Annotated in this window: 16 protein-coding genes; 1 reads left to right on the top strand and 15 read right to left on the bottom strand. The window is 35.1% G+C overall.

Features of this window, described 5'->3' with window-relative positions:
- Positions 1–54: 54 nt before the first annotated feature.
- The 14 genes from JKA74_RS08765 to JKA74_RS08695 form a co-directional block, all read right to left on the bottom strand.
- On the bottom strand, positions 55–1,779 hold the full coding sequence (locus JKA74_RS08765) for a protein kinase domain-containing protein (protein ID WP_201430806.1): 1,725 nt from the start codon (positions 1,777–1,779) through the stop codon (positions 55–57).
- A 253-nt stretch (positions 1,780–2,032) separates the two neighbouring features.
- Entirely contained in the window at positions 2,033–2,914 is an 882-nt protein-coding gene (locus JKA74_RS08760; protein ID WP_201430805.1) for a hypothetical protein, read from the bottom strand.
- 153 nt (positions 2,915–3,067) lie between these two features.
- A complete protein-coding gene (locus JKA74_RS08755; RefSeq protein ID WP_201430804.1) occupies positions 3,068–5,464 on the bottom strand; it encodes an AAA family ATPase in 2,397 nt (798 codons plus the stop codon).
- 342 nt (positions 5,465–5,806) lie between these two features.
- Positions 5,807–6,775, bottom strand: a complete 969-nt coding sequence (locus JKA74_RS08750) for a hypothetical protein (RefSeq protein ID WP_201430803.1) — start codon at positions 6,773–6,775, stop codon at positions 5,807–5,809.
- 924 nt (positions 6,776–7,699) lie between these two features.
- On the bottom strand, positions 7,700–8,617 hold the full coding sequence (locus tag JKA74_RS08745) for an AraC family transcriptional regulator (RefSeq protein ID WP_201430802.1): 918 nt from the start codon (positions 8,615–8,617) through the stop codon (positions 7,700–7,702).
- Between the two features lie 1,020 nt (positions 8,618–9,637).
- Complete coding sequence (locus JKA74_RS08740; RefSeq protein WP_201430801.1) at positions 9,638–11,362, bottom strand: eCIS core domain-containing protein; 1,725 nt, start codon at positions 11,360–11,362, stop codon at positions 9,638–9,640.
- Between the two features lie 40 nt (positions 11,363–11,402).
- The gene (locus JKA74_RS08735; RefSeq protein ID WP_236587629.1) at positions 11,403–12,026 is read right to left on the bottom strand and encodes a hypothetical protein; all 624 of its coding nucleotides are present in this window, start codon (positions 12,024–12,026) and stop codon (positions 11,403–11,405) included.
- Positions 12,027–12,423: 397 nt separating this feature from the next.
- Complete coding sequence (locus JKA74_RS20725) at positions 12,424–12,921, bottom strand: GNAT family N-acetyltransferase (protein WP_236587628.1); 498 nt, start codon at positions 12,919–12,921, stop codon at positions 12,424–12,426.
- Positions 12,922–12,923: 2 nt separating this feature from the next.
- Positions 12,924–13,499 (bottom strand): TMEM175 family protein, encoded by a 576-nt coding sequence (locus JKA74_RS08720; RefSeq protein ID WP_201430799.1) that lies wholly within the window; start codon positions 13,497–13,499, stop codon positions 12,924–12,926.
- 23 nt (positions 13,500–13,522) lie between these two features.
- Entirely contained in the window at positions 13,523–14,452 is a 930-nt protein-coding gene (locus JKA74_RS08715) for a DUF5996 family protein (protein WP_201430798.1), read from the bottom strand.
- A 120-nt stretch (positions 14,453–14,572) separates the two neighbouring features.
- Positions 14,573–15,451 (bottom strand): pirin family protein, encoded by an 879-nt coding sequence (locus JKA74_RS08710; RefSeq protein ID WP_201430797.1) that lies wholly within the window; start codon positions 15,449–15,451, stop codon positions 14,573–14,575.
- A 66-nt stretch (positions 15,452–15,517) separates the two neighbouring features.
- The gene (locus JKA74_RS08705) at positions 15,518–16,111 is read right to left on the bottom strand and encodes a Crp/Fnr family transcriptional regulator (protein WP_201430796.1); all 594 of its coding nucleotides are present in this window, start codon (positions 16,109–16,111) and stop codon (positions 15,518–15,520) included.
- 539 nt (positions 16,112–16,650) lie between these two features.
- Positions 16,651–17,136, bottom strand: a complete 486-nt coding sequence (locus JKA74_RS08700; protein WP_201430795.1) for a DUF2867 domain-containing protein — start codon at positions 17,134–17,136, stop codon at positions 16,651–16,653.
- Complete coding sequence (locus tag JKA74_RS08695; RefSeq protein WP_201430794.1) at positions 17,133–18,272, bottom strand: FAD-dependent monooxygenase; 1,140 nt, start codon at positions 18,270–18,272, stop codon at positions 17,133–17,135. Before JKA74_RS08695 ends, JKA74_RS08700 begins: the two co-directional genes overlap by 4 nt.
- Positions 18,273–18,380: 108 nt before the next feature.
- Between JKA74_RS08695 and JKA74_RS08690 the strand changes: the two genes are divergently transcribed.
- The gene (locus tag JKA74_RS08690; protein WP_201430793.1) at positions 18,381–19,001 is read left to right on the top strand and encodes a TetR/AcrR family transcriptional regulator; all 621 of its coding nucleotides are present in this window, start codon (positions 18,381–18,383) and stop codon (positions 18,999–19,001) included.
- 129 nt (positions 19,002–19,130) lie between these two features.
- Here the strand turns inward: JKA74_RS08690 and JKA74_RS08685 are convergent, their stop codons facing one another.
- The gene (locus JKA74_RS08685; protein WP_201430792.1) at positions 19,131–20,786 is read right to left on the bottom strand and encodes an eCIS core domain-containing protein; all 1,656 of its coding nucleotides are present in this window, start codon (positions 20,784–20,786) and stop codon (positions 19,131–19,133) included.
- Between the last annotated feature and the right edge of the window lie 28 nt (positions 20,787–20,814).

Below are 20,814 nucleotides of genomic sequence, written 5' to 3'. Positions count from 1 at the left end.
AAAACTGATGAATTTATTGGAGGGGTGTTAGAGGGTTGGTGGGGATGATTAGATTTATTTGACAGAATGCTTGGTCTCCTTTTCAATACAACAATATCCTGCTACATGTTTAACTAAAGAGTCACCATATTTATTAATAACTTTTGAGTTATAAGCAAATGTATTAGAGTCCAATTCACTTCCATCTTCCGAAACAATATCACCACACCATTCACATCTGTATACTGTTCTTTCTTCAATAATATGCTTTAATCTTTGGTCTCTGCTATTTCTCCTTTGCTCAGCTTGAAACCGATTTACTAGGGAACTTTCTTTTCTGTCCTTTAGGTATTTGACATTTCTCTCAATGTATTTCCTGAATTCATCAGTTGTCATTTTATTATGTCTTCCATCATAAGTTGATGACGTCAAATTATAAGTCGAACGTTTACAAAACATTACAAAACTCCCCTTAAACCATCTTGTAACATGTCTAGCATGGTCAGTTATTAAATAATCATCCTTGTAATAGTATCTGTTCTCTAGTATGTGGTATGGATAATATTCACCGGGGGATAGCTCACTTACCTCTTCGCAATTACGTTCGTTGTCTAATGGCTCACCATCTTCACTTTCTTCCTCTTTTTCATAAGCACTAGATGGTTCAAGGTTTCCTGTCTCAAGACGAAAATAATTCCACTCATAGTCATAACCAAAAGATTCAAAAAGTAACCGTTTTGGTTTTACAATATCAATTAGTTGAAAATCTAATTCTATGCAGCCGTCTTCATGAGATAATCTGACATCTTCTAGGTCAAGGCCACCACTTCTTGGAAAGAAGACATGATTTAAGTTATCGAAAGAGCATACCACTTTTAAAACCTTCACTATATCATTAATATCTTCCCAGATTACTCTTTGTGGAATAGAAGTCGGGAAAAGCTTTGTCTGAATTTCGAACCATTGCATTTGGTTTTGCTCATGAAAATCTTCAATAAGTTTTTTCCATTCACGAAGGCTTGAAATAAACTCATCAACTGAAGGACGTTTTTGAGGGTCATTGTCAGTTGATAAAATTAATAAATTGTCTATTGGTGATGTATAGCTTTCAGGGTAAAACTTTTTTAAATCTATAATTGATTCTGTTGAATACTGACCATCAAAACCCTTTTTCCTTTCTGTTAAGAAAATCCAGAACGTTTTAGCTAATGAATAAATGTCGGCCTTTGCGCCATCGGCAATTGATGATTCTCTTCTCATTTCAGGAGCCATTGTCCATTTAGGGCCAATCTCTTCATTGTTTACAGATACTTCTTTCTTGTCTGGATAATGTACTAGTCCGAAATCTACAAGAGAAAATCGCGAATTATAATACAGAATATTCTCAGGTTTTATGTCTCTATGGTATATCTTTCTTTCATGCAACTTTGAAAGTGTTTCAGCAACGTCAAGAATTGCTTTTACCTTGTCTTCTATTGAACCACCTCTAATTTTCTTTTCTATACTTTCCGCTAGTGGCATAATATAAAACGGAATTTCTTGATTTAACTTGTCAGGAAGATGTTTTTCTACAATTGGAATAATCCCTTGAATGGCTGAATTTTTATCAATTACAGTTATCTCGTCAATAAACCGGGTATAGGCTTTTGGCTTAATCTTCTTCAGTAACTTGATTGCATTAATAACACCCTTTGAATTCTGACAAGCCCATACTTCACCATTCCCACCTCCTCCCACATATTGGGTAAGAGTCCAGTCATTAAATTTCTGTCCCTTTCTAAATATTCTTTTCTTACTCATGAAGCGGTTTTATTTAGACTTGAATAGTAGTATTAAATGCTTCTGACAACGTTTCAATAAAGCATGGAAAAACAAGTAATTTATAATTATTTCTTCTACTCTCCAGTTGGCTTATGAAATCAATGGCTTGGTGGAGGAATACATAACATTAAGCATGTGGCTTGGTAGCAGTTTTGGAAATGCTTTCTCGTCTGACTGCACCAAACTTACTTAAATGTACAAAATTTGCTTTTACTGCTTTAGCCGCCATAAGCTATATGCAGTGTTGGGTAGCGTGTATTTCTAATTCTATATTTTTTAATTGTAATCTAAATAAAGATAGGCGGTAAAGCATTTCTGTCACACTATTGTCTCTGATATTTTCAGTTAAAATATATTGATAGATCCTATTTATCTTGTCTTTAGCTTCTTTGTTGTCTATCGAAATCCATAGCTTGTTGAATGTCATTTCCAAGTCTCTCAACCGGCCAGATTGGATGACTATTGAATTTGGACGTCTGTAATCGTTTCCATTGACTAAATGACCTTCAGTATTTAATCCTCCACTTTGTTCAATAAGTTTATTTTCTATTTCCTCTATATGCTTGTAAGTTTTGATAAATAGTGAGTCTCTATTTTCTTGTATTATATTTCCTAAATAAATGTCTGCATACCTCCTTAAATTACCGACTCTGTCTATACTTTCCTTAGAAACAGAATTTTTAAAATGAAACAGTTCTAAGAGAAAAAACAATATTAAGGGAGTTAATAATAATATTGCGTCAGAGGAATTGTAAAAACTAAGTCCTTTGTTTTTATAGGTTGAGATTGTTAAAACAACAACAAATGTCAGAAATAGAACTACTGATGTGTAAAACAGATAATTAGACAATTCCCAAAAACCTGTCCAATAGTTCATTAACACTATTCTGCTAAAAACTAACAAAAATACACCTACTGCCGAAAGAAAAACAAGCCACCGTCTATTGTGATAGTTATCTTCTGATTTTGGCTTTAACATTCCATAAATAGATGTTCCAAGAATGAGAAGAAAAAATAAAAGTACGCCTAGAATTGCGTATTCAGTCGTATTTAAATAAGCGATGGTTGTTAATGCTATTGCTGAAATTATTACAAATAATCCTCTGTATTTCATGGTTGTATTATTATGCCTAACGGTAAATTGTATGAGTAGTGGCAGATTGCGTGGTAGTTTCCAGTTAAACCCCTATGCAGTTTGAGCGGGCTACAAACCTTAAATATAAGCACTTTCCCTGCCATTACTTATACAAAATGTTGTAGCCAGTACTTATTCCTCCGTATTATTTAATTCGTTTATCATCTTAAAATGTATTCCATCAAAAAATTCTATAATTGATAAGCAGTCTTTTGAAATAGAGTCTAATGACTGATTGGTTATAAAGTTTGTATTTTCAAGTTGCTGCATATTTCCGTGTGAAAAATTATCACACACATTGCTTATCATTTGTAGTTTATCCTTTATATTTTCATTGTTTATAGAATCCACAGACATTATTGGTAATGAGCTAAAGTCAATGTAATCTTTAATAAAATCGTCCAAACCTGGAGATTGGCTTCCGTTTCGTGCTCTGGTTAATTTAGCATACTTGAAACTGAAAAATGTTTCTAAAACTCTGCGAATATAATTTGGTAAAAACTTCCTTGCTTCATCATAGTTTTTATCATTAGCATCAATAAAAGAACTTATGCTTTCAATCATATAGTAATAAGGAGTTTGGAAGTTTTGCAAACTCTTAGGTAGACTATCAATATTGCCATTAGAAATGAGATAGCAACTTTTTTCTTTTCTAAATAATGGAAAAATGTATTTCAGAAAGAAGAAATTATGGCTTAGAATGAATAATTGCTTATAATCACAAAATGTATCATAAATTATTGATGCTGTATTATAAATTCTGTTATCATCAAGGCTTGAAATCGGGTCGTCAATAACAATAATCGTTTGGCTGGGATTCTTAGTTTCAATTGTAACTTTGCTCAAAAAATAAGAAAAAGCTAACGCTGTTTTTTCTCCCTCACTTAATGTATTCCTTAATCGTGATTTAATCTGAGATTGAGATTTATATTTTACAAGTATATTATCTTCTTCACTTTCTTCATTTAAATCTATTGTAAAATGATTAATTCCAAGCCTTTTTAAAAATTCTCCGACTTTTTTAGCTTCTATTTTTAACCCCTTAAGTCTTTGAACTTTTTCTTCTTGTAATACTTCAATTTCCTTAACTGTTTTTTTCTTTAAACCACAATTTGAATGATATTTTTCAACTCCATTTAATTTAGTGTCAAGGTTCTTGTATACAATTGATTTATAAATATTCCTAATGCTTGATTCTATAGTATTGGGAGATTTGATCCTTGATAAGAGATTTTCTTTTAATGATTCAACGTAAGCACTCAACTCTTCCATAACTTGGTTATGCACCTTTAAAATATCATCCAATTCACTAAAATCAAGTTTCTGCTGCTTATTGGAATTACTTTTTTTATTAATCAATTCCTCTTTTATTTCATTCAGTAATGTTTCAAGTTCTCCTGTAGAAAATTCGCTTGGACTATGATTGATGAAATCTGTGTATTTGATGTATAGCTTAAAAAGCTTTTCATAATTTGAATTGGTTTCTTTAATTGTATTGATTTGCGCCTCAATTAATGTAATCTGTTCATCAATTTTATCGATGAAAACCTCATACTCCTTATCAAAATATGCAGAAAAAGATTTAACCAAATCATTAAAAGATTCACTTATGTTTGAATCACAAAGAGGACAATTTTTGTTTTGATTTTGACTTATCTTTTTGAATAATTCATTACCGAATTTATACCAAGGTTCTACTTTTCTAATATCATCTTCTTCAACAATTTCTTGAAAATCAGAAATTTTTTGAGTCAATGAGTCTGTTGCTATTTTAGATACGGAATCTTGAAGTACTTTATTGATATCTACCTGAAGAATTTTAATCTCCGAAAATTTTAATTGAGAAAACCTTTGGACATCTTCTTCAAGGCTTTTTTGATTTTTTGATAAATTATGCTCCTTTATTTTTAGAGTTAATTTCTGTTTCAATTGTTCTATTGAATCATTAGGTATCTGGTCTACTGTTGGTATTGTTTTGTCTACGGATAATGTTTTATTCGCAAAATTTTTCCTAAAATCTGAGTTATAATCCTTTTTTACCTGAGCTAACTCATCTTCAGCCTTTTTTGTCTTTTTATTCAGTTCTTTTATAGTTTCTTCCTTTGCCTCAATTTTATCTGTAATTTTCTTTATGTCAGGGTCATTAAGCTCTGTAGAAGATACATTAAACTTTTTAAAATTTCCTTTTGTACCATCGTAAACATGGTCAGAGATGAAGTTTGAGTTAAAAACAAATACATTTCTATTATTTTGGTTATCAGTCGATGGATATGTTAACTTTTGATTATTTCCAGTATTTACTCTAATCTTCCCTGCATCACTATTTTTTAAATCTTGAAACAACTCTTTTTTCTTGTCTTCAGAAAAGTTTGTTTTTGTGGTAATTAAGTTGAAAATATTAGATAATGAAGTCTTTCCAGAACCATTAAAGCCAAATAAGAAGTTGTATTTAGTAAAATCAGGAATATCCGTCCATACGAACGAGTCAAAGCAACTTATTTTCTCAATTTGTTCTATATTCTTAATCATACTTTCAAATTAGTAGGATGTTTCTTTGTATTGGCTACAATAATCGGATATGCGCACCCAACGTTTATTTCCTTTATCTCCATCCCTACAGCCATTTCTAAACGCTTACAATCATTTACAAATGTTTAAAGAAATTCCAGCAAAGAAAATTTGCAGGCATGCTAATGATTGAATTTATTAAACCTTCAAGGTAGGAGTTTATCTTTAAAATAAATCTATATAATTTAATTATTCATCGAAAAAGATGTGCTAATTGAAGTTCTCGGGAGAGGAACCCACCTTTTAGGGTTAGCTGGCATTCTTATGGCTTTTCATAGCAACATAATGTTGGCAGTTCGAATTTTAATAAAATTCGTATGTAGTTATGAAGTTCACAGTTTCATCACTTCTACTGCTTTTCCATAATTCTCCTTTTATTAATCCATTTTCATAGAACGTAAAGGTTGTTTCATCATCTCCAAGTATCGGATTGCCATTTTCATCAAAAGAGAAGGCTTTAGTTACTTCCCAGCTATCATCATTTTGAGAGAATCTAAGAATTGTGATTATTCTCCCATTGCTATCATATTCATACTTCAAATGTTTGTTGTTGCTTGGTAATCCAGAATCCTCAGTCTTTTCTTCAATTAACTTCCCTTTGTTGTTATATGAATAGGTTGTTGTTCTAGAATATTCTGTTGGAGAGGTGGTAAAGATCCTAGTCTCCTTGATTTTGTTTCCGTTTTTATCATAGTCATAAGTTGCCTCATAATTTCGATAAATTATTCGACCGTTAGGTGCTTTCCCTATCTCCTTTATCAACTGGCCCTTTTGGTTATAAGTGTATTCTACAGTGTTGCTAGGGGTATCTTTTTTATCGAATCCTTCTTTGCCAAAAGTATAGTTTACTTCCTTTAAAAGTCTATTTGATTCATCGTATGTATAAAATGATTTTTCATTAATTGGGTCATCTCCAAGAGCTTCTATGTATCCAGCATCTCTTTTACCTAGATTAAGAATCTTCTGAATTTTTGTTTTCTCTATAAGGTTTCCCTTGGAATCATATTTATATTTAGTAGTGTGATCATAGGATACTACATCCCAAAATGTGTAAACATATTTCCTAGCTAACACTCCCTCCTCATCAAATTCCTTTTTAAATAATAGCCTCCCCTCAGATTTTGTAGTATCCTCACTTCTATAATACATCGTTTTAATTCTTTTCAAATTTTCATTTACCAGAACTTGTTCATAATTCTGGGTCGGTTCGGATTGTGAAAAGCAATGAAGTCCGAAAAAAGATAAGATTCCAATTATTAAAATTTTCTTCATTTGTTTCTGTTTATGACTACCAACATTTCGCTGTGTACACCTAAACTTTTAAAAATAATTAAAAACATTGATTACCGATAGATAAATCAGTATTGGGTATATTTTCAGGCATACTATTGGTTGAATTTATTGAACCTTCAAGATAGGAGTTTATCTTTAAAACTGGTCTTTATGATTTAACTATTCATCGAAAAACATGTGCTAATTGAAGTTTTCCAGGAGAAAATTCATTTGAATAGCGGGGTTTATCGGGTGCATACGATAATGTTATTTGGCATTTCTTTTCTAATGGCAGTCAAGGATTCTGTTCTTGGAGTCCAAGTAGTAAATCTTTAAGTAGGCCCCTCATGAAAAATAAATTTCATCTATAAACTAGGTATCCTTGCCTTTATTAGTGTTTATAAAATTTACATCTAAGTACAAAACCTCAAAATAATAGTTTTACTTAATTTCACCTCTTAAAACCATATTTTCTTCTCCTTTCTTTTGTTTTGATACAAAAGAAACAATTCCGATAGCTATCGGAACAAGACAAAAAGATGTCAGCCAGAGGCTGACCAGCCTTTGGCTGGCTTCCACGCTACAATTCAATGCGCACCCCGCCTTTTTGTCGACCCACCCGCTCTGTACGAGCAAAACTTGTCCCGGTAAGTCGGGATTTTATTTGGTTTTCTAACATAGTATTTACCAAGAGTACCCTAAGGTTTTATTAAAGTGTTAAAAATAAGCAATCTGTAATTATTAATTCTGTATTAATCCCTTCAATTTTCCTACCTCCAGCTAGCTCAATGTCGTTTAGTTAAGTTTTATACTAAAACCTCAACCTTTAATCCTTCTCCAAAGTGAGAAGGAAGATTGTCTTAACTTAACGACATTGTCCGTTAGCTTGCGAAGTCAATGGCTTAGATTATTGTACAGTATTTTTTATTCAATCGGTATACAAAAGTCAACAATTGCTTTTTTCTCTGGGTGTTCATTGAAATTATTATGATAAATTTCGAACACATCTCTATCGGCTTTTTTATAACCATGCTCATTCATCCATAAGTATAAGCTTGTCCACGATTTTTCGAATTCTTCAAGTTTAATTTCAAAATTCCCAATGATGTACCTTCCCGCATTAATTTCTGATAATTCAATTTCACCGCCAGTTTCAATTGATTTATCCAAAATAAAACAGGCACTTAACCTAGCTTTTTCTTCTTCCGTAACCTTTAAACTATCATGATAAATAGTCATTAACTTTGCTCGTTCATTCATTAATCCTCTTGGTACAGCCCAGGAGATGAGTTTTTGAAAAGCACCAGCTAGCTCTTGAGATCCAAGACAAGAAATGTACATGAAATTCGCCTTTGACATTTCTTTAATTTCAATTTTTGCATTCATTTTTATCCATTTTTTAAGGTTATCAATGATGCAAATGTATTTATCAAAATCAGGGTATTCTTGTCCATTCTTGCTCTTTAATTGTCGAATTTTGGTAAACCTGTTTGGATTTTGTCTTTTGAATTCTGTAGGACTAATTCCGTAAAATTTTTTGAATGCCTTTGTAAAGGCTGAGTTATCACTGAATCCATAAATGTGGGATATTTCTGATATGCTACATTTCTTATGTAATATATCTAGAGCAGCTTTTTCAATCTTTCTCCTAGTTATAAATCCATTTAGAGTTTCACCTGTTATTGTTTTAAATACTCTGTGGAAATGAAATGGCGAAAAATAAGCAATTTCTGCTACTTTGCTTAAAGATATGTCTGAATCCAAATTCTCATCGATAAATTGGAAAACACGATTTATTCTATTTTTATAATCTACCTGTATTTCATTTTTTAGTACGGTCATTTTAATTCTAACTAATTTTTACTAAAGTGCGAAAAATAAGCAATTTGTCATTATTGTTTTTCATTAATTACTTGAATTTTCTCGCTCTCCCGTTAGCTTGTGAAGTCAATGCTTAGCGATATGGGAGATTGCCTATAACCTTATTGTTTCTTACTAAATTTCCCACCTGCCACTTTCCCATTGAGTCTCTATGCTATGCCTAGAGTCTGCATGCAACCTATCAAGCTCATGCCTGACGGTATCGGGATCTTCTTGACCAATTAAGCCGTTTAAATATCTAGAGCGCGGGGTGAGGACAACATTATCGTCATCATCCCTCTTGAAATTAGGATCGAATCCTGATTTTGGGTCATCGTTACGTTGATCGGGTAAAGGTCCTATGGTATAGTTCGCAGGATGATTCGCTAAAAATTTAAAGTTTGGGCCCCAGCCCTTTATGGTGCTTCTAGCTACCTTGTGGTGAAGTGCAGTTGTTCCTGCACGTTTACCTTTAGTTTGACCAGTCTGTTGTTTCAAGCGCCTTGTTGCTGCGTTCTGCCAGCTTCCACCTCCACCTACTCCAGGCTGTTGGAAACCCGAGCGGTATTCTAATTCAGCTACCCTGTCAAAAACCTGATCTAATCAACATGTCCCTTATCCGTTTTTTAGATATGAGGCACAATGGCTTGGATAAAAAGCGTTTTAATCATTTTTAGGCTTTGTTATAGGTTTTTTTTTAATTATCGTGAAGACGATTTAATATCTGTTGGTTCTGCCATTGAAAACCCGAAATATTATTTTCTACGTGTTATAAGTTGCTAATGGTTCCCTGTTTTGAATAGAGTAATGTTTCCATCTACAAAGGCAGGATCAGGCATTTCTTCTAGACTGACTCCTTATTGCTTTTGCATTTATAGGTTTTTATTTCTTTTTCAAATGCTTCTCTGAATTGAGAAAAGCAAAGGCTTTGGAGAACTATTAGACATGAGATAATACGTCATTTCATTTTAGACCAGACCTTACTTTTATATTTAAATTTAATTATTTTATCTTTAATATTTTGTTGATGATGGATGCTGCATTTTCTATGATTTCTAGTGCTTTTACTTCAGCATCTTCTTGTTGATTTGTCATTTCCCTTACATTGGAAGCTGACAACTCCGACTGAATAATATTATCAAACATTTCCTGTACATCTTCGGCTGTAACATCTTTATGTTTTTTAAAACTACCAATTAAAGTGTATACCCCATCTAAGTACATTTTTTTACCAATTGGCTTTTTGGCTGGCTTGGTAACCCTTGCATGCTTGTTGTATTTTTCATTTATACCTTGTTTTCGTATTACCTCTGACTCTTTAGCTTGTTGGCCACTAAGCTTTTCACCATCGAAATTTTCAATCGCTGTTTCCACTCCGGCCCGATTAAAAAACAAATTAGGTTCTGGAAAATAGGAAGAAAGTCCATTTTGTATTTTCCAATTCCTGAATTCCTCTTCAGCAGAATTCACAACTAGAATAATGGACTGAAGTAAAGCATCATCCGTGTCATCTTCCCTCCAATCATAAGGGCCCGCAACCAAGGTTGGGGTTTTGCTATTTAGTTGATTGTCAATTCGTTCCGCTGCAATATGCTCAGGATCAATTCCTGTTGAATCTCTAGCATCCCGATCTGTCATGGCATAAATTGTTCCTTCGGTTAAGTCTCCTATGGGCAATGCTGCTTTCATGAGCAAACTTCTCGCCTCAAAATAGGGAAATTCATACATGCTATCTCTCGCGTTTCCTGCCGACCAGGTAAATGGAATTACAACCAATCCCATATCCTTTCCAGTTGCGAATACTTTTTCGGCTTCACCTTCGGCATCAGCCATGGTAGGTGCCTGTGGTCCCTTTTTGGAAGTTTTTATATCTGTTGGACCAACATTTACACCGATTACATATTTAGGATTTAGTTTTGTTTCTGCCAACTCTTTATTTTCCATTATCAATTCACTCAGTTGTTGAGCATTGTTTCCAAATGACATTACCACACGAGGTGCTGCAGTTGTTGTTTCTTCTAATTCTAATGGATTCTCAAAAGCTTTTTCCGTATAAAGTGCCCCTCCCACTTCCGTCCTCTTGAGCTGAATTGCTCCTTTCGATTTGGTTTGAAAAGCTAAAGGCTTTTCAGGGGTCTTATTGAAAGAGCTTGCTGATGCTAACTGTATTGCTCTTTCTCCCATCACATCCGCTTCTTTTTCCAAGCCTGCATCATCATTAATATTCACCTTTCCTTTGAGCTGAGTAGTCGGCTTTACACGACCTTGCTTTTGTTGCACTACATGCCAGGCTTCATGGGGTAAATGTTTTTCCTGCCCGGATGCCAAGTGGATATCTGTTCCCTGAGCATAGGCGTGGGCATTTAGCTGGGCCGGTTTATCGGAATTCCGGTGGACTTTTACATCGTCCATGGAATAGCCTGATAGGTTTTCAATGCCTGTTTTTAACTGATCGGGCAAGCCAGTTTTGTTTTCCTTTTTTTGGACAAGTTCCTCCTCTTCTTTTTTCAGCTGAACACTTTGGATTTCGGCCATAGCCTTTAGCTGCGCAATTTTAACAGCCTGCGGACTTTTATCTACAATTTCTCGAAGCTTTTTTTGAGCCACAGCCTCGGGTCTATTGTCCTCAAATTGAAAAGCAGGTTCGCTGACACTATTTTTTTGAGCAATGCTATTTGCTACTGATTGGCTTTTATTCTCCTGTGATTTGTCAGCGTGGGTATTCATTCTTTGGTATTTATGTTTGGTTGATTGGCACTAGTATTTTTTAGTTAGAACAATCATTATTTATCATGTCCTCGATAGTGGGATTGTAGTTATTATGCCTGGCTATAAAATAAACAGATTCACTATTTTCTTTTACAAAATTCGCTAATGCACAAAAATCTGCTAACTGATCATTGGAATCAATTCTTATGTCAGAGGAAGAATTAACACCTACTAAGGCATTAATATCTGTTAAATTAATATTATTAGTGATTAGAAGTTGAGGAACTTCTTCTAAATTTTCTAATCCATTTAAACTGGTTAATGATAGATTATCGAAAAGAAAAAATTGAACACCTACTTTCGTTAATCCATTTAGGGCGTTTAAAGTTTCTAATCCATCGTTGTTGTCAATACTGAAGATCTCTGAAATTTTGGTTAAGTTTTCAAGTCCCGTTAATGAAGAAAGCTGTGGGTTGGCTTCAATTTCTAAAAACTCTACTTCCTGAATATTTTCTAACCCATTTAACGACTTCAAATTCTGGTTGTTCTTAATTATAATCCCATTCACCTGTTCTAAGTTTTGTAAGGAATTTAAATTCTCAACTTCGTATGTATAATTTATTATCAAATTGCCATTAATTGATTTGTATGCCTGAACTATTGGGTCTTCTAAATCTTCCATTGACCTGATTTCTAAGTTCCCTTCCAGATGAGTGACTACTGGTTCCGTTGTATCATCGTTGTTACAAGAAATTAAACTAAAGAAGGATACGAATAAGATAAGTAAGACGAGTTTTTTCATTGTTATTTAAATATACAAAAATTAAATTTTAGTTTTTTTACCATTAATGATAGCTAGCTATAATGAGCGAGATTTTGCTATAGTATCACTTTGAGAGAAAGAACTAAGCTTGCCATCTGCTCAAAACCACTCAGATTTAAATTTACGAATTGCTACGGAATTTCCAACCACTGCCACAGTTTCGCACCTTTAGTAAAACCGCATTCATGTCCTTTGTTTAGACAATAATGGTAAGTCCTCCCAAGGTCTATTTCTAGGTGTTGGCGGTAGTGATTTTTTAACTCCTTACGTCTTGAATTTCTTCAGTTGTATCAAATACCTTCTTGGCAAAAGGGCAAAGCGGTATGATTTTCAAATTGTTTTCCCGAGCATATTCAACTGATCTCATCACTAACTTCTTCCCTAGTCCTTTTCCTGCAAATTTTTCTTCTACCCCTGTATGGTCAATAATAAACTGCGTTTTTCCTGCCCAGGTAAAGGTCATTTCTCCTGCAAATTCATCATGGTAGTAAATCACATAACGTCCTTTTTTACCATTGTCTTCACGTTCTATTTTTATGCTATCAAGCGTTCCTTTGATGCTCAATGCACCTGAAGGACATTTTGCTACTTGATCAATTATTTCCTGAGAAGTGGCATTTTCAGCTGTAATCCAAGGTTTCTCTTTAGGATGGTAAACTTTAGGCAAGGTTTTAACACATATACCAGCATGGATACACTTCTCTGGTTTCCATAAAATAGTGGTTTCTCCGTTTGAATATTCTTTGGTTATCATAGTTATTGTTTTAAAGTTTTTTCAATTTTTGGGTCAGGTACTATCCACATGAGGGCTACAATTAAATAGATCACCAGACTGACTACTGGCTGAAAAAATGATAGGGCGATACCAAATAAATATAGTATAAGTGAAATATTCAATTTTTTATCATTGTCATACACCTTGCCCACCTTAGAATTTTTCCCTTCGTTTTTTACTATAAAATAGACCATAAATTTAAATGCCAGGGCTGCCATAAACAATACCACCCCATACAATATGATTGGGTTTGCTTCAAAATGGTTTTCTCCCATCCAACCAGTAACAAACGGAAAAAGGGAGAGCCAAAACAATAAATTCAAGTTCGCCCATAATATTTTTCCGTTTATTTGATTAACCGCTTGAAGCAAATGATGGTGGTTGTTCCAATAAATCCCTAAATAAACAAAGCTCAATACATAGGTCAGAAAAACAGGGAAAATTGGTTTCAGGGCTTCAAAATCAGCACCTTCTGGCACTTTCATCTCTAAAACCATAATAGTGATGACAATAGCGAGGACCCCGTCACTAAACGCTTCTAATCTTCCTGTTTTCATAATGTAATTAATTTAAAACTTTTTTACAGATTATCCAATGCCGGCACTTTTAGTTTTTCAAGATCCCAATTGGCTCTTTTGGCTCCTGCCTGATAGGCTGTTTCCATAAAATCCAGCAATGCCTTTCTTGGATTTTCTTCTGCTAACAGGCTATTATATTTCAAAATTGCCATAGGACTTCCGTTACTGAGCACCCACTCCGCTGAAGAAGGAGATAAAATTTCCTGATCTAAGCCTTCCGGAGAGGGATAAGTATAGGAATAAAATGCCGGTTCGGTTACATTTTCATCACCCGCCCAGAAACCAAAACTTATGCATTCATGCGAATAAGCATCTTTGTCTGACAGCCGTGCATCATCTCCCATAGGAGGCGCTTCATTGCCGGAGAAACGTGTTACCGCCAAATCCATTGAATGCCAATAGAGGTGTACGGGACAGGTTTTGCCATAAAAACGGCCGCTGAATTCTGTAAAAACATCATCTATCCAAACTAAACTCCGCCATAAATTTTGGGTATACTCCTTATCATAATGGTGGTATTCGGTAATCTCTCCGAAAGACTTATCGATACCCAAATCATAAGGGACATCCACAATAGAAACCGGAATAATCAGCTTCTGCATTATAGCTATCAACTTTTTATAAAAATCTGCCACCGTAAGGCTTTTGTGCAAAGGGAAACTTTCCAGTTCCCCTTTACTTGTATTTACTTCCAATTTATGCTGAATGACATTTAAAGTAATGCTGAATTTATCGAGACCTGAATTGTAGGGAATAGAACCTGTTGTTAGCCCTTGAGTACTCACGTATTCGGTCACGTACCACCAGTGATTTTTTCTTGGTGTCATTTTCAAACGAATTTTACCCATCACCTGCAGGAACAAATGAAGGGTCATTTTCTTATCTTCATTTCCTTTATAATTCAGCTTGGGTAAGTTTAATAATTTATCCATGATTATAATTTTAAAATTGTGATTCCATGTCGTTTAGTCAAGACAACCATCCTTCTCCAATCGGAAAAGGATTAAGGCCTAAAATAAAGCTTAACTAAACGACATTATATTGTGATTACGCTATTCCTCTAAATATCCGAATTTTCCATTATTGAAGTCGTTAAACGCTTCCATCAATTCTTCCCTGGTATTCATTACGAATGGGCCGTGTGCTGCAATAGGTTCGTTAATGGGTTCTCCACTCAAAACCAAAACCACTGCCTTATCACTTGCCTCAATCTCAAATTTTTCGCCATCATTGGCCATCAATGCCATATGGTTTGTGGGTGCTTCCTCTTTACCATTGATTACAATGCTTCCTTCCAAAACAAGCAAGGTGGTATTGTAATGGGCAGGAAACTCAAAAACAGCCTTTCCGCCTTTATTCAATTTAGCATTCAGCATATGGATAGGCGTAAAAGTTGAAGCGGGACCTTTGATGCCCTTATATTCGCCAGCAATCACTTCTATATTCCCTGCATTCTTCTCCAATTCATAGCGTTTGATATCCTCATATTTGATAGCCTGATATTTCGGTGCGCTCATTTTATCCTTTTTGGGCAAGTTGACCCAAAGCTGCACCATTTGAAAATCACCTCCTTTTTTGCTCCATTCTTCTTCGTGGTATTCTTTGTGAAGGACACCGCTGGCAGCCGTCATCCATTGAACATCACCTTCGCCAATAACTCCACCGCCTCCACTGCTGTCGTGATGTTGGACCTTGCCTTTGTAAGCAATAGTCACCGTTTCGAATCCTCTATGCGGATGCACTCCTACTCCTTTTGGCTTGTCAGCTGGCGGAAAATTATGGGTTGAATTATAATCCAACATGATAAATGGATTCATGCGTTGCATATCCATTCTATACCCACTTGGGATAAAATTGTGCACCCGAAAACCATCTCCAACAAGGTGTGGTTCTCTGGGACTTGCTATAATTTCTACTGTTCTTGTTTTCATAATATTGTGTATTTATCATGAAATTAGTCACAATGCATCTTCCATGCATTGATGTATGATAAGAACTTAAGTTTTGAAGTTTTTTTGTGCCAACTCTTTACGTACACGGCTTAAAGTTTCCGGGGTAATGCCCAAATAGGAAGCAATCATCGTCTGTGGCACTCGTAATAAAAGGTCCGGATACATTTTAATGAATTGTAGGTATCTGTCCTCAGCAGCTGCACTCAACAAGAGGTTAATCCTATTTTGTAAATGTCTGATGTGATTATGAAGTAATCGATTATTGAAATCTGTAAATGCTGGAATTTTTTCTGAGAGCAGGCGAATGAAATCTTCATCTATCATGACCACCTTACTGTCCTCCAACGCCTGAATGTAATAAACGGAGGGTTGATTGAAAACAGAACTTTCCCTATCCGTAGCAAACCAATTTTCAGGTGCAAATGAAAGAATGTGTTCCTTTCCTTTTTCATTAATCGAATATTGCCTTAAGAGTCCCTCTTCAACAAAAAAGGCATGCTTACAGTATTCGTTTTTACGAAGTAGAAATTGACCCTTTTTAAAAATTTTAGTGACACAGTTCTCAAGCAAAGACGAAATTTCTTCTTCGGCTACTTCAAGGTTTGAAGTCAGATAGGTTTTAAAGTTGGAGCCGTTCATATTTGTTCAGAATGTTGTTTTTCCATTACCCTCAACATTGGACAATGTCATATTTGATACTATTTGTAAACTATCACTATCAGATGGTCGATATTCCAACGCTTCACAAATAGCTTCTAATGTAGTGAATAGAATTGCTTTAGCTTTTCTGTCCTTTAACTTCCGAAACCATTTGCCTTTTTAGGTTATTAATTAGGCTTCTCATGAAAAATAAATTTTCATTTAAAAACCATATTAGATTATTTCAATCAGTAGATACAGGAACTAGATTCGCCTATGAAACCTTGAAAAATTAAAAGTTTTACTGAATATTGAGGTTTTCAATTAAATTTCACACCTCTTAAAACCATATTTTCTTCTCCTTTCTTTTGTTTTGATACAAAAGAAACAAAAAATTAAGACAAAAAGATGCTTCCACGCTGCAATTCAACGCGCTCCCCGCCTTTTTGTCGGCCAGCCCGCCCGATTACAGCGAAGATCATTTGGTTTTTGAACATCGAGATATTTAACAAGACAACCCTAATTACTTTCGTTTTTTTTTATTGATAAGCATTTTTCACCATCCGTTTTACCACCACTCGATGAAAAGGTTTTATAACGCTCATATAAATCTTCCCCATTAAGTTATTGTACTGCACTAAGGTGATAACTTGAATATTATACAAGGGTGCATTGGTGTTTACAACAATTGCTTTAAAGTTTAAATGTGAATCGTCAGCACCCAACACTATTTCATGATCGGCAATAGAAAATATTCTGAAAGAACCGATATATCCACCGACAGAAAACCGCTCATTATAATCGGCAGGCATTTCAGTCTTTAGCCCAAACAATTTCACTATTTTGTTTCTTAAATTAAATAGCCATTTTATCCAATTAGGCGGATTGTTAAAAATAAGGTGCGCGATTTCTTTCAGATTATTCTCTTGGTTTGTAGTGGAAAATGTGTCAAAAAAATCAATTTGATCAAGCAATCTTCTTTCCAGATACTCATTGGGTGTAGCTTCTTCCTTTACTTTACTCATCCTATAATTTTTTCTAATTGAAACAATTTTTCTAACTGGACTTGATTGAGTTTCTGAGGAATTAATTTTAACAATTTATTTCTGATAGCTATTGCAACAGGATTTTCCCAATGCGAGATTTTACCTATCTGCCAACTTTGCTTCACAACCTGGTGAGCCTTGGGCATTCTTATTTTTTGATATGTTTTAAAGGCATCTAAAACATTTTGTTTTGATAAACAATCCGCTAAGATGTAGGCATCTTCTATAGATTGACAAGCCCCCTGCCCCATATTGGGAGTAGTAGCATGTGCCGCATCGCCAATCAGGCAAGAAAATTCATCATGCCAATTGCTTATTGGTTTTAAATCCTGCATTATCGTGGTATGTAATGTATGGGCAGGTGTGGCTTTAATAATTTCCTGAACAATAGGCGGATATTTTTGAAAATAGGAGCTCAAGTGATCTTCTGAAAACTCCTTTTCGCTTTGTTTAAACGATTTCACCGCGTACCAATAAATTTGATCGTGGCTAAACTGAACAAAAGCAAATCTATCTCCCCTGCCCCATGCTTCATTCAGTTCATTTTTATAAATCGATGGCAATTCAAATTGAGTAACTCCTCTCCAGCAAATCTGACGCATGCTCCTGATTTTACCAGTTGGAAACAAGTTTGCCCGTACTTTGGAATGAATGCCATCTGCACCAATTAACAAAGTAGAGTTTACTGATTTTCCATTTTCGAAATCCAGTTGGTAAGCCTCATTTTGTTGGGTAATATTTTTTAATTGGTGATCAAGGCAAATCTCTGTGTGCTTCAAATTGTCCAATAAAACCTGCTGTAGCTTGCCTCTGTGTATGGCCAGGCTTTGTAGATTGTATTTGTTTTTAAAATAATTCAGGTCGACTTTCGAAATAAGCTGTAACTTTTGATTTGTAATGTTCAATGCATTTAACGGAATCCCCTGGGACTTCAGTTGTTCGTCCAATCCCAAACGTTTATAAACCTGCATAGCATTACTGGCTAAAATAATTCCGGCTCCCACTGCCTTTAAATTTTTTGCCTGTTCGTAAATCTTAGGTTGAAATCCTCTTTTCTCAAGAGCTATAGCTGCGGTTAAGCCAGCTATTCCGGCTCCAATAATTTCTACTTTCATTTTTTATCAGATTTATAGTACAAACGTACTACTTTCAACTGAATAGTACAAGTGTACTACAAAATAATTAGTACATTTGTGCTAATAAAACATCTAACAGTTTTAGCGATGAGTAAAAGAAAAGAAGAAATATTACAATGTGCTTTACGCTTGTTTAATGAAATGGGCGTTTCACAAGTCTCTTTAAGGACTATATCTGCGGATTTGGGAATAAGCTTAGGTAATCTGACTTATCATTTCAAAAAGCGAGAAGAAATTATTGAAGCTCTTTACCTGGAATTAGTAAGTAAATTGGACGAAGCTATTGGTGAAAAACTGGATTTAAAAAGTCAATTTGAGTTGCTATTTGAAATTCCCAATGCAACTATTTCACGCTTTTATGAATACCGGTTTCTTATGCTTGATTTTGTTTTTATCACTCGAAACCATGCTATGATTAACAATCATTATCAAAAACTGTTAGAAGAGCGTGAAAAGCAATTTGAGAGGCTATTGAATAATTTGATTGGCGCCAAACTTATAAGAGAAGAAATTATGGAGAATGAATATAAATATTTGTTCAAAAATTTACGAATTGTCGGTGACTTTTGGCTTTCGGCCACTTCCATTGACAAGAATGGCGCGATAGGAAAAAAAGATATTCCTGAAGGTTCCCGATTGTTGGAATATATGATATTTCCCTATTTATCAGATGAAGGACGCTCCATATATTTAGAATGGAACAGATAGAGGTTTTGGAGGGGAGGATCTTAAATTTTGATCTTGCATGTTTTGGCTTATGGGCTCCGTGGTGGTTGAATAAGCACTGGCTTATGGGGTCTTTATTTGTTTTGGTATTGGCTTCTCTGTTCCGCCTGATCATTCTCGTTCTGCATTAGCAACACTTAATTTACTTTGTTGCATTTCCATTTCTCCCCGCCACATATCTAAAAAGGATTGTCCTTTTGAAGCAGGTCCGTACATCTTGAAATGCTTTGTGTCTACCTGGCTTCTTCTACTATCCCTCATTATTGTGAGCCATTGTTGTTGAAGAACCACTAAATCTGCTATTGCACCATTGAGCCTTATTTTTTCTGCTTTTTCCCAGAACCATTTTTCCTTTAACTCCTTTCTTAACTGACTTAATTCATCATCTATTTGTTGTCCGTTTTTCCCAAGTTTTTGAGTTGCCACCACGACAGCTTGTTCACCGAACTCACCATCCCTATTATAATTTTCAAGAGTTACTTGATCAGCACCATCAACAGCAACTATTCCAGCATAATGCTCATTCCATCCAAATCCTGGGCTTTTAGCACCAAAGGCTTTAATTTCAAAAGCGTCCCCGGCCGTTAGCCTCATGTTGGCTAAAGCTTGATCGAGCTGTTGATGGCGCTCTGCACTAATTTCTCCTTGGTCATTTTCAGCTAATGACGTACTGAATATTTCCACAAAACCAGCATGGGCTTTAGTAATATTCTTATAGTACAGGTCACATCTAGTCTCCAAATCTCTAGCCCAATGGACTCCTTTATCTTCAACTGGTGTCGCCTCTACTTGCAGTAATCTACTTCTGCTTCCTTGTTGAGGGTGATTATTGACTACAACGACTATTCCAGTCGGAGTCAGTCTAAAGTCTCCATTTGCAGCCTCCAAATCAGTATTGGATTGATCAAGAGTACCTGCTGCAAGAAAAAACACAGTATGCTGGGAACCGCCATCAGCATTAATTGCCAGGTTTCCTGCTTCAGAAACATTTAGCTTACTAGATAAAGGAGGTCCTTCGACATATTTCATTACGAAATGTTCTTGCCCAAGATCTCCTTCTTCAATAAACCGAGGTTTTATAGCTTTAAATGCTTCCCTTACATCCTCCCAGTTTTGAGACTCGTCCAAATCAATTGCCTTATATAATTGGGCAACTGAAGATGGTATAGATGATTTAAAATGATCTTTTTCAACTTGTTTAAATTGCAATGCCTTCGCCCCCATCACATCTGCTTCTTTCTCCAAACCCTCATCATCATTAATATTTACCTTTCCTTTGAGCTGAGTGGTCGGCTTTACCCTTCCTTGTTTTTGCTGCACTACATGCCAGGCTTCGTGGGGCAAGTGTTTCTCCTGGCCGGAAGCCAGATGGATATCTGTTCCCTGTGCGTAAGCATGGGCATTTAGCTGAGCCGGTTTATCGGAATTGCGGTGGACTTTCACATCATCCATAGAATAATCTGAAAGGTTCTCAATTCCTGTTTTTAACTGATCGGGTAATCCGGTTTTGTTTTCCTTCTTTTGTACAAGCTCCTCTTCTTCCTTCTTCAGCTGAATATCTTCGGAACCAACCTTACCCAAAAGTTGCGCAGTTTGCCTGGCTTGTGGACTGTTATTGGCTATTTGTTGAAGCTTTCTTTGTGCCACAGCTTCAGGTCTTTTGTCTACAAATTGAAAAGCAGGCTCACCTCCACCCTTTTTTTGAGCAATGGTATTTACTACTGATTGATTTTTATTCTGTTGCTTTTTGTTAGCGTGGGTATTCATGTTTTGGTCTACAGGTTTATTTTTTACT

The organism is Marivirga aurantiaca (assembly GCF_016679925.1).
Lineage (GTDB): Bacteria > Bacteroidota > Bacteroidia > Cytophagales > Cyclobacteriaceae > Marivirga > Marivirga aurantiaca.
This window is presented reverse-complemented; position numbering and strand designations above follow the sequence as displayed.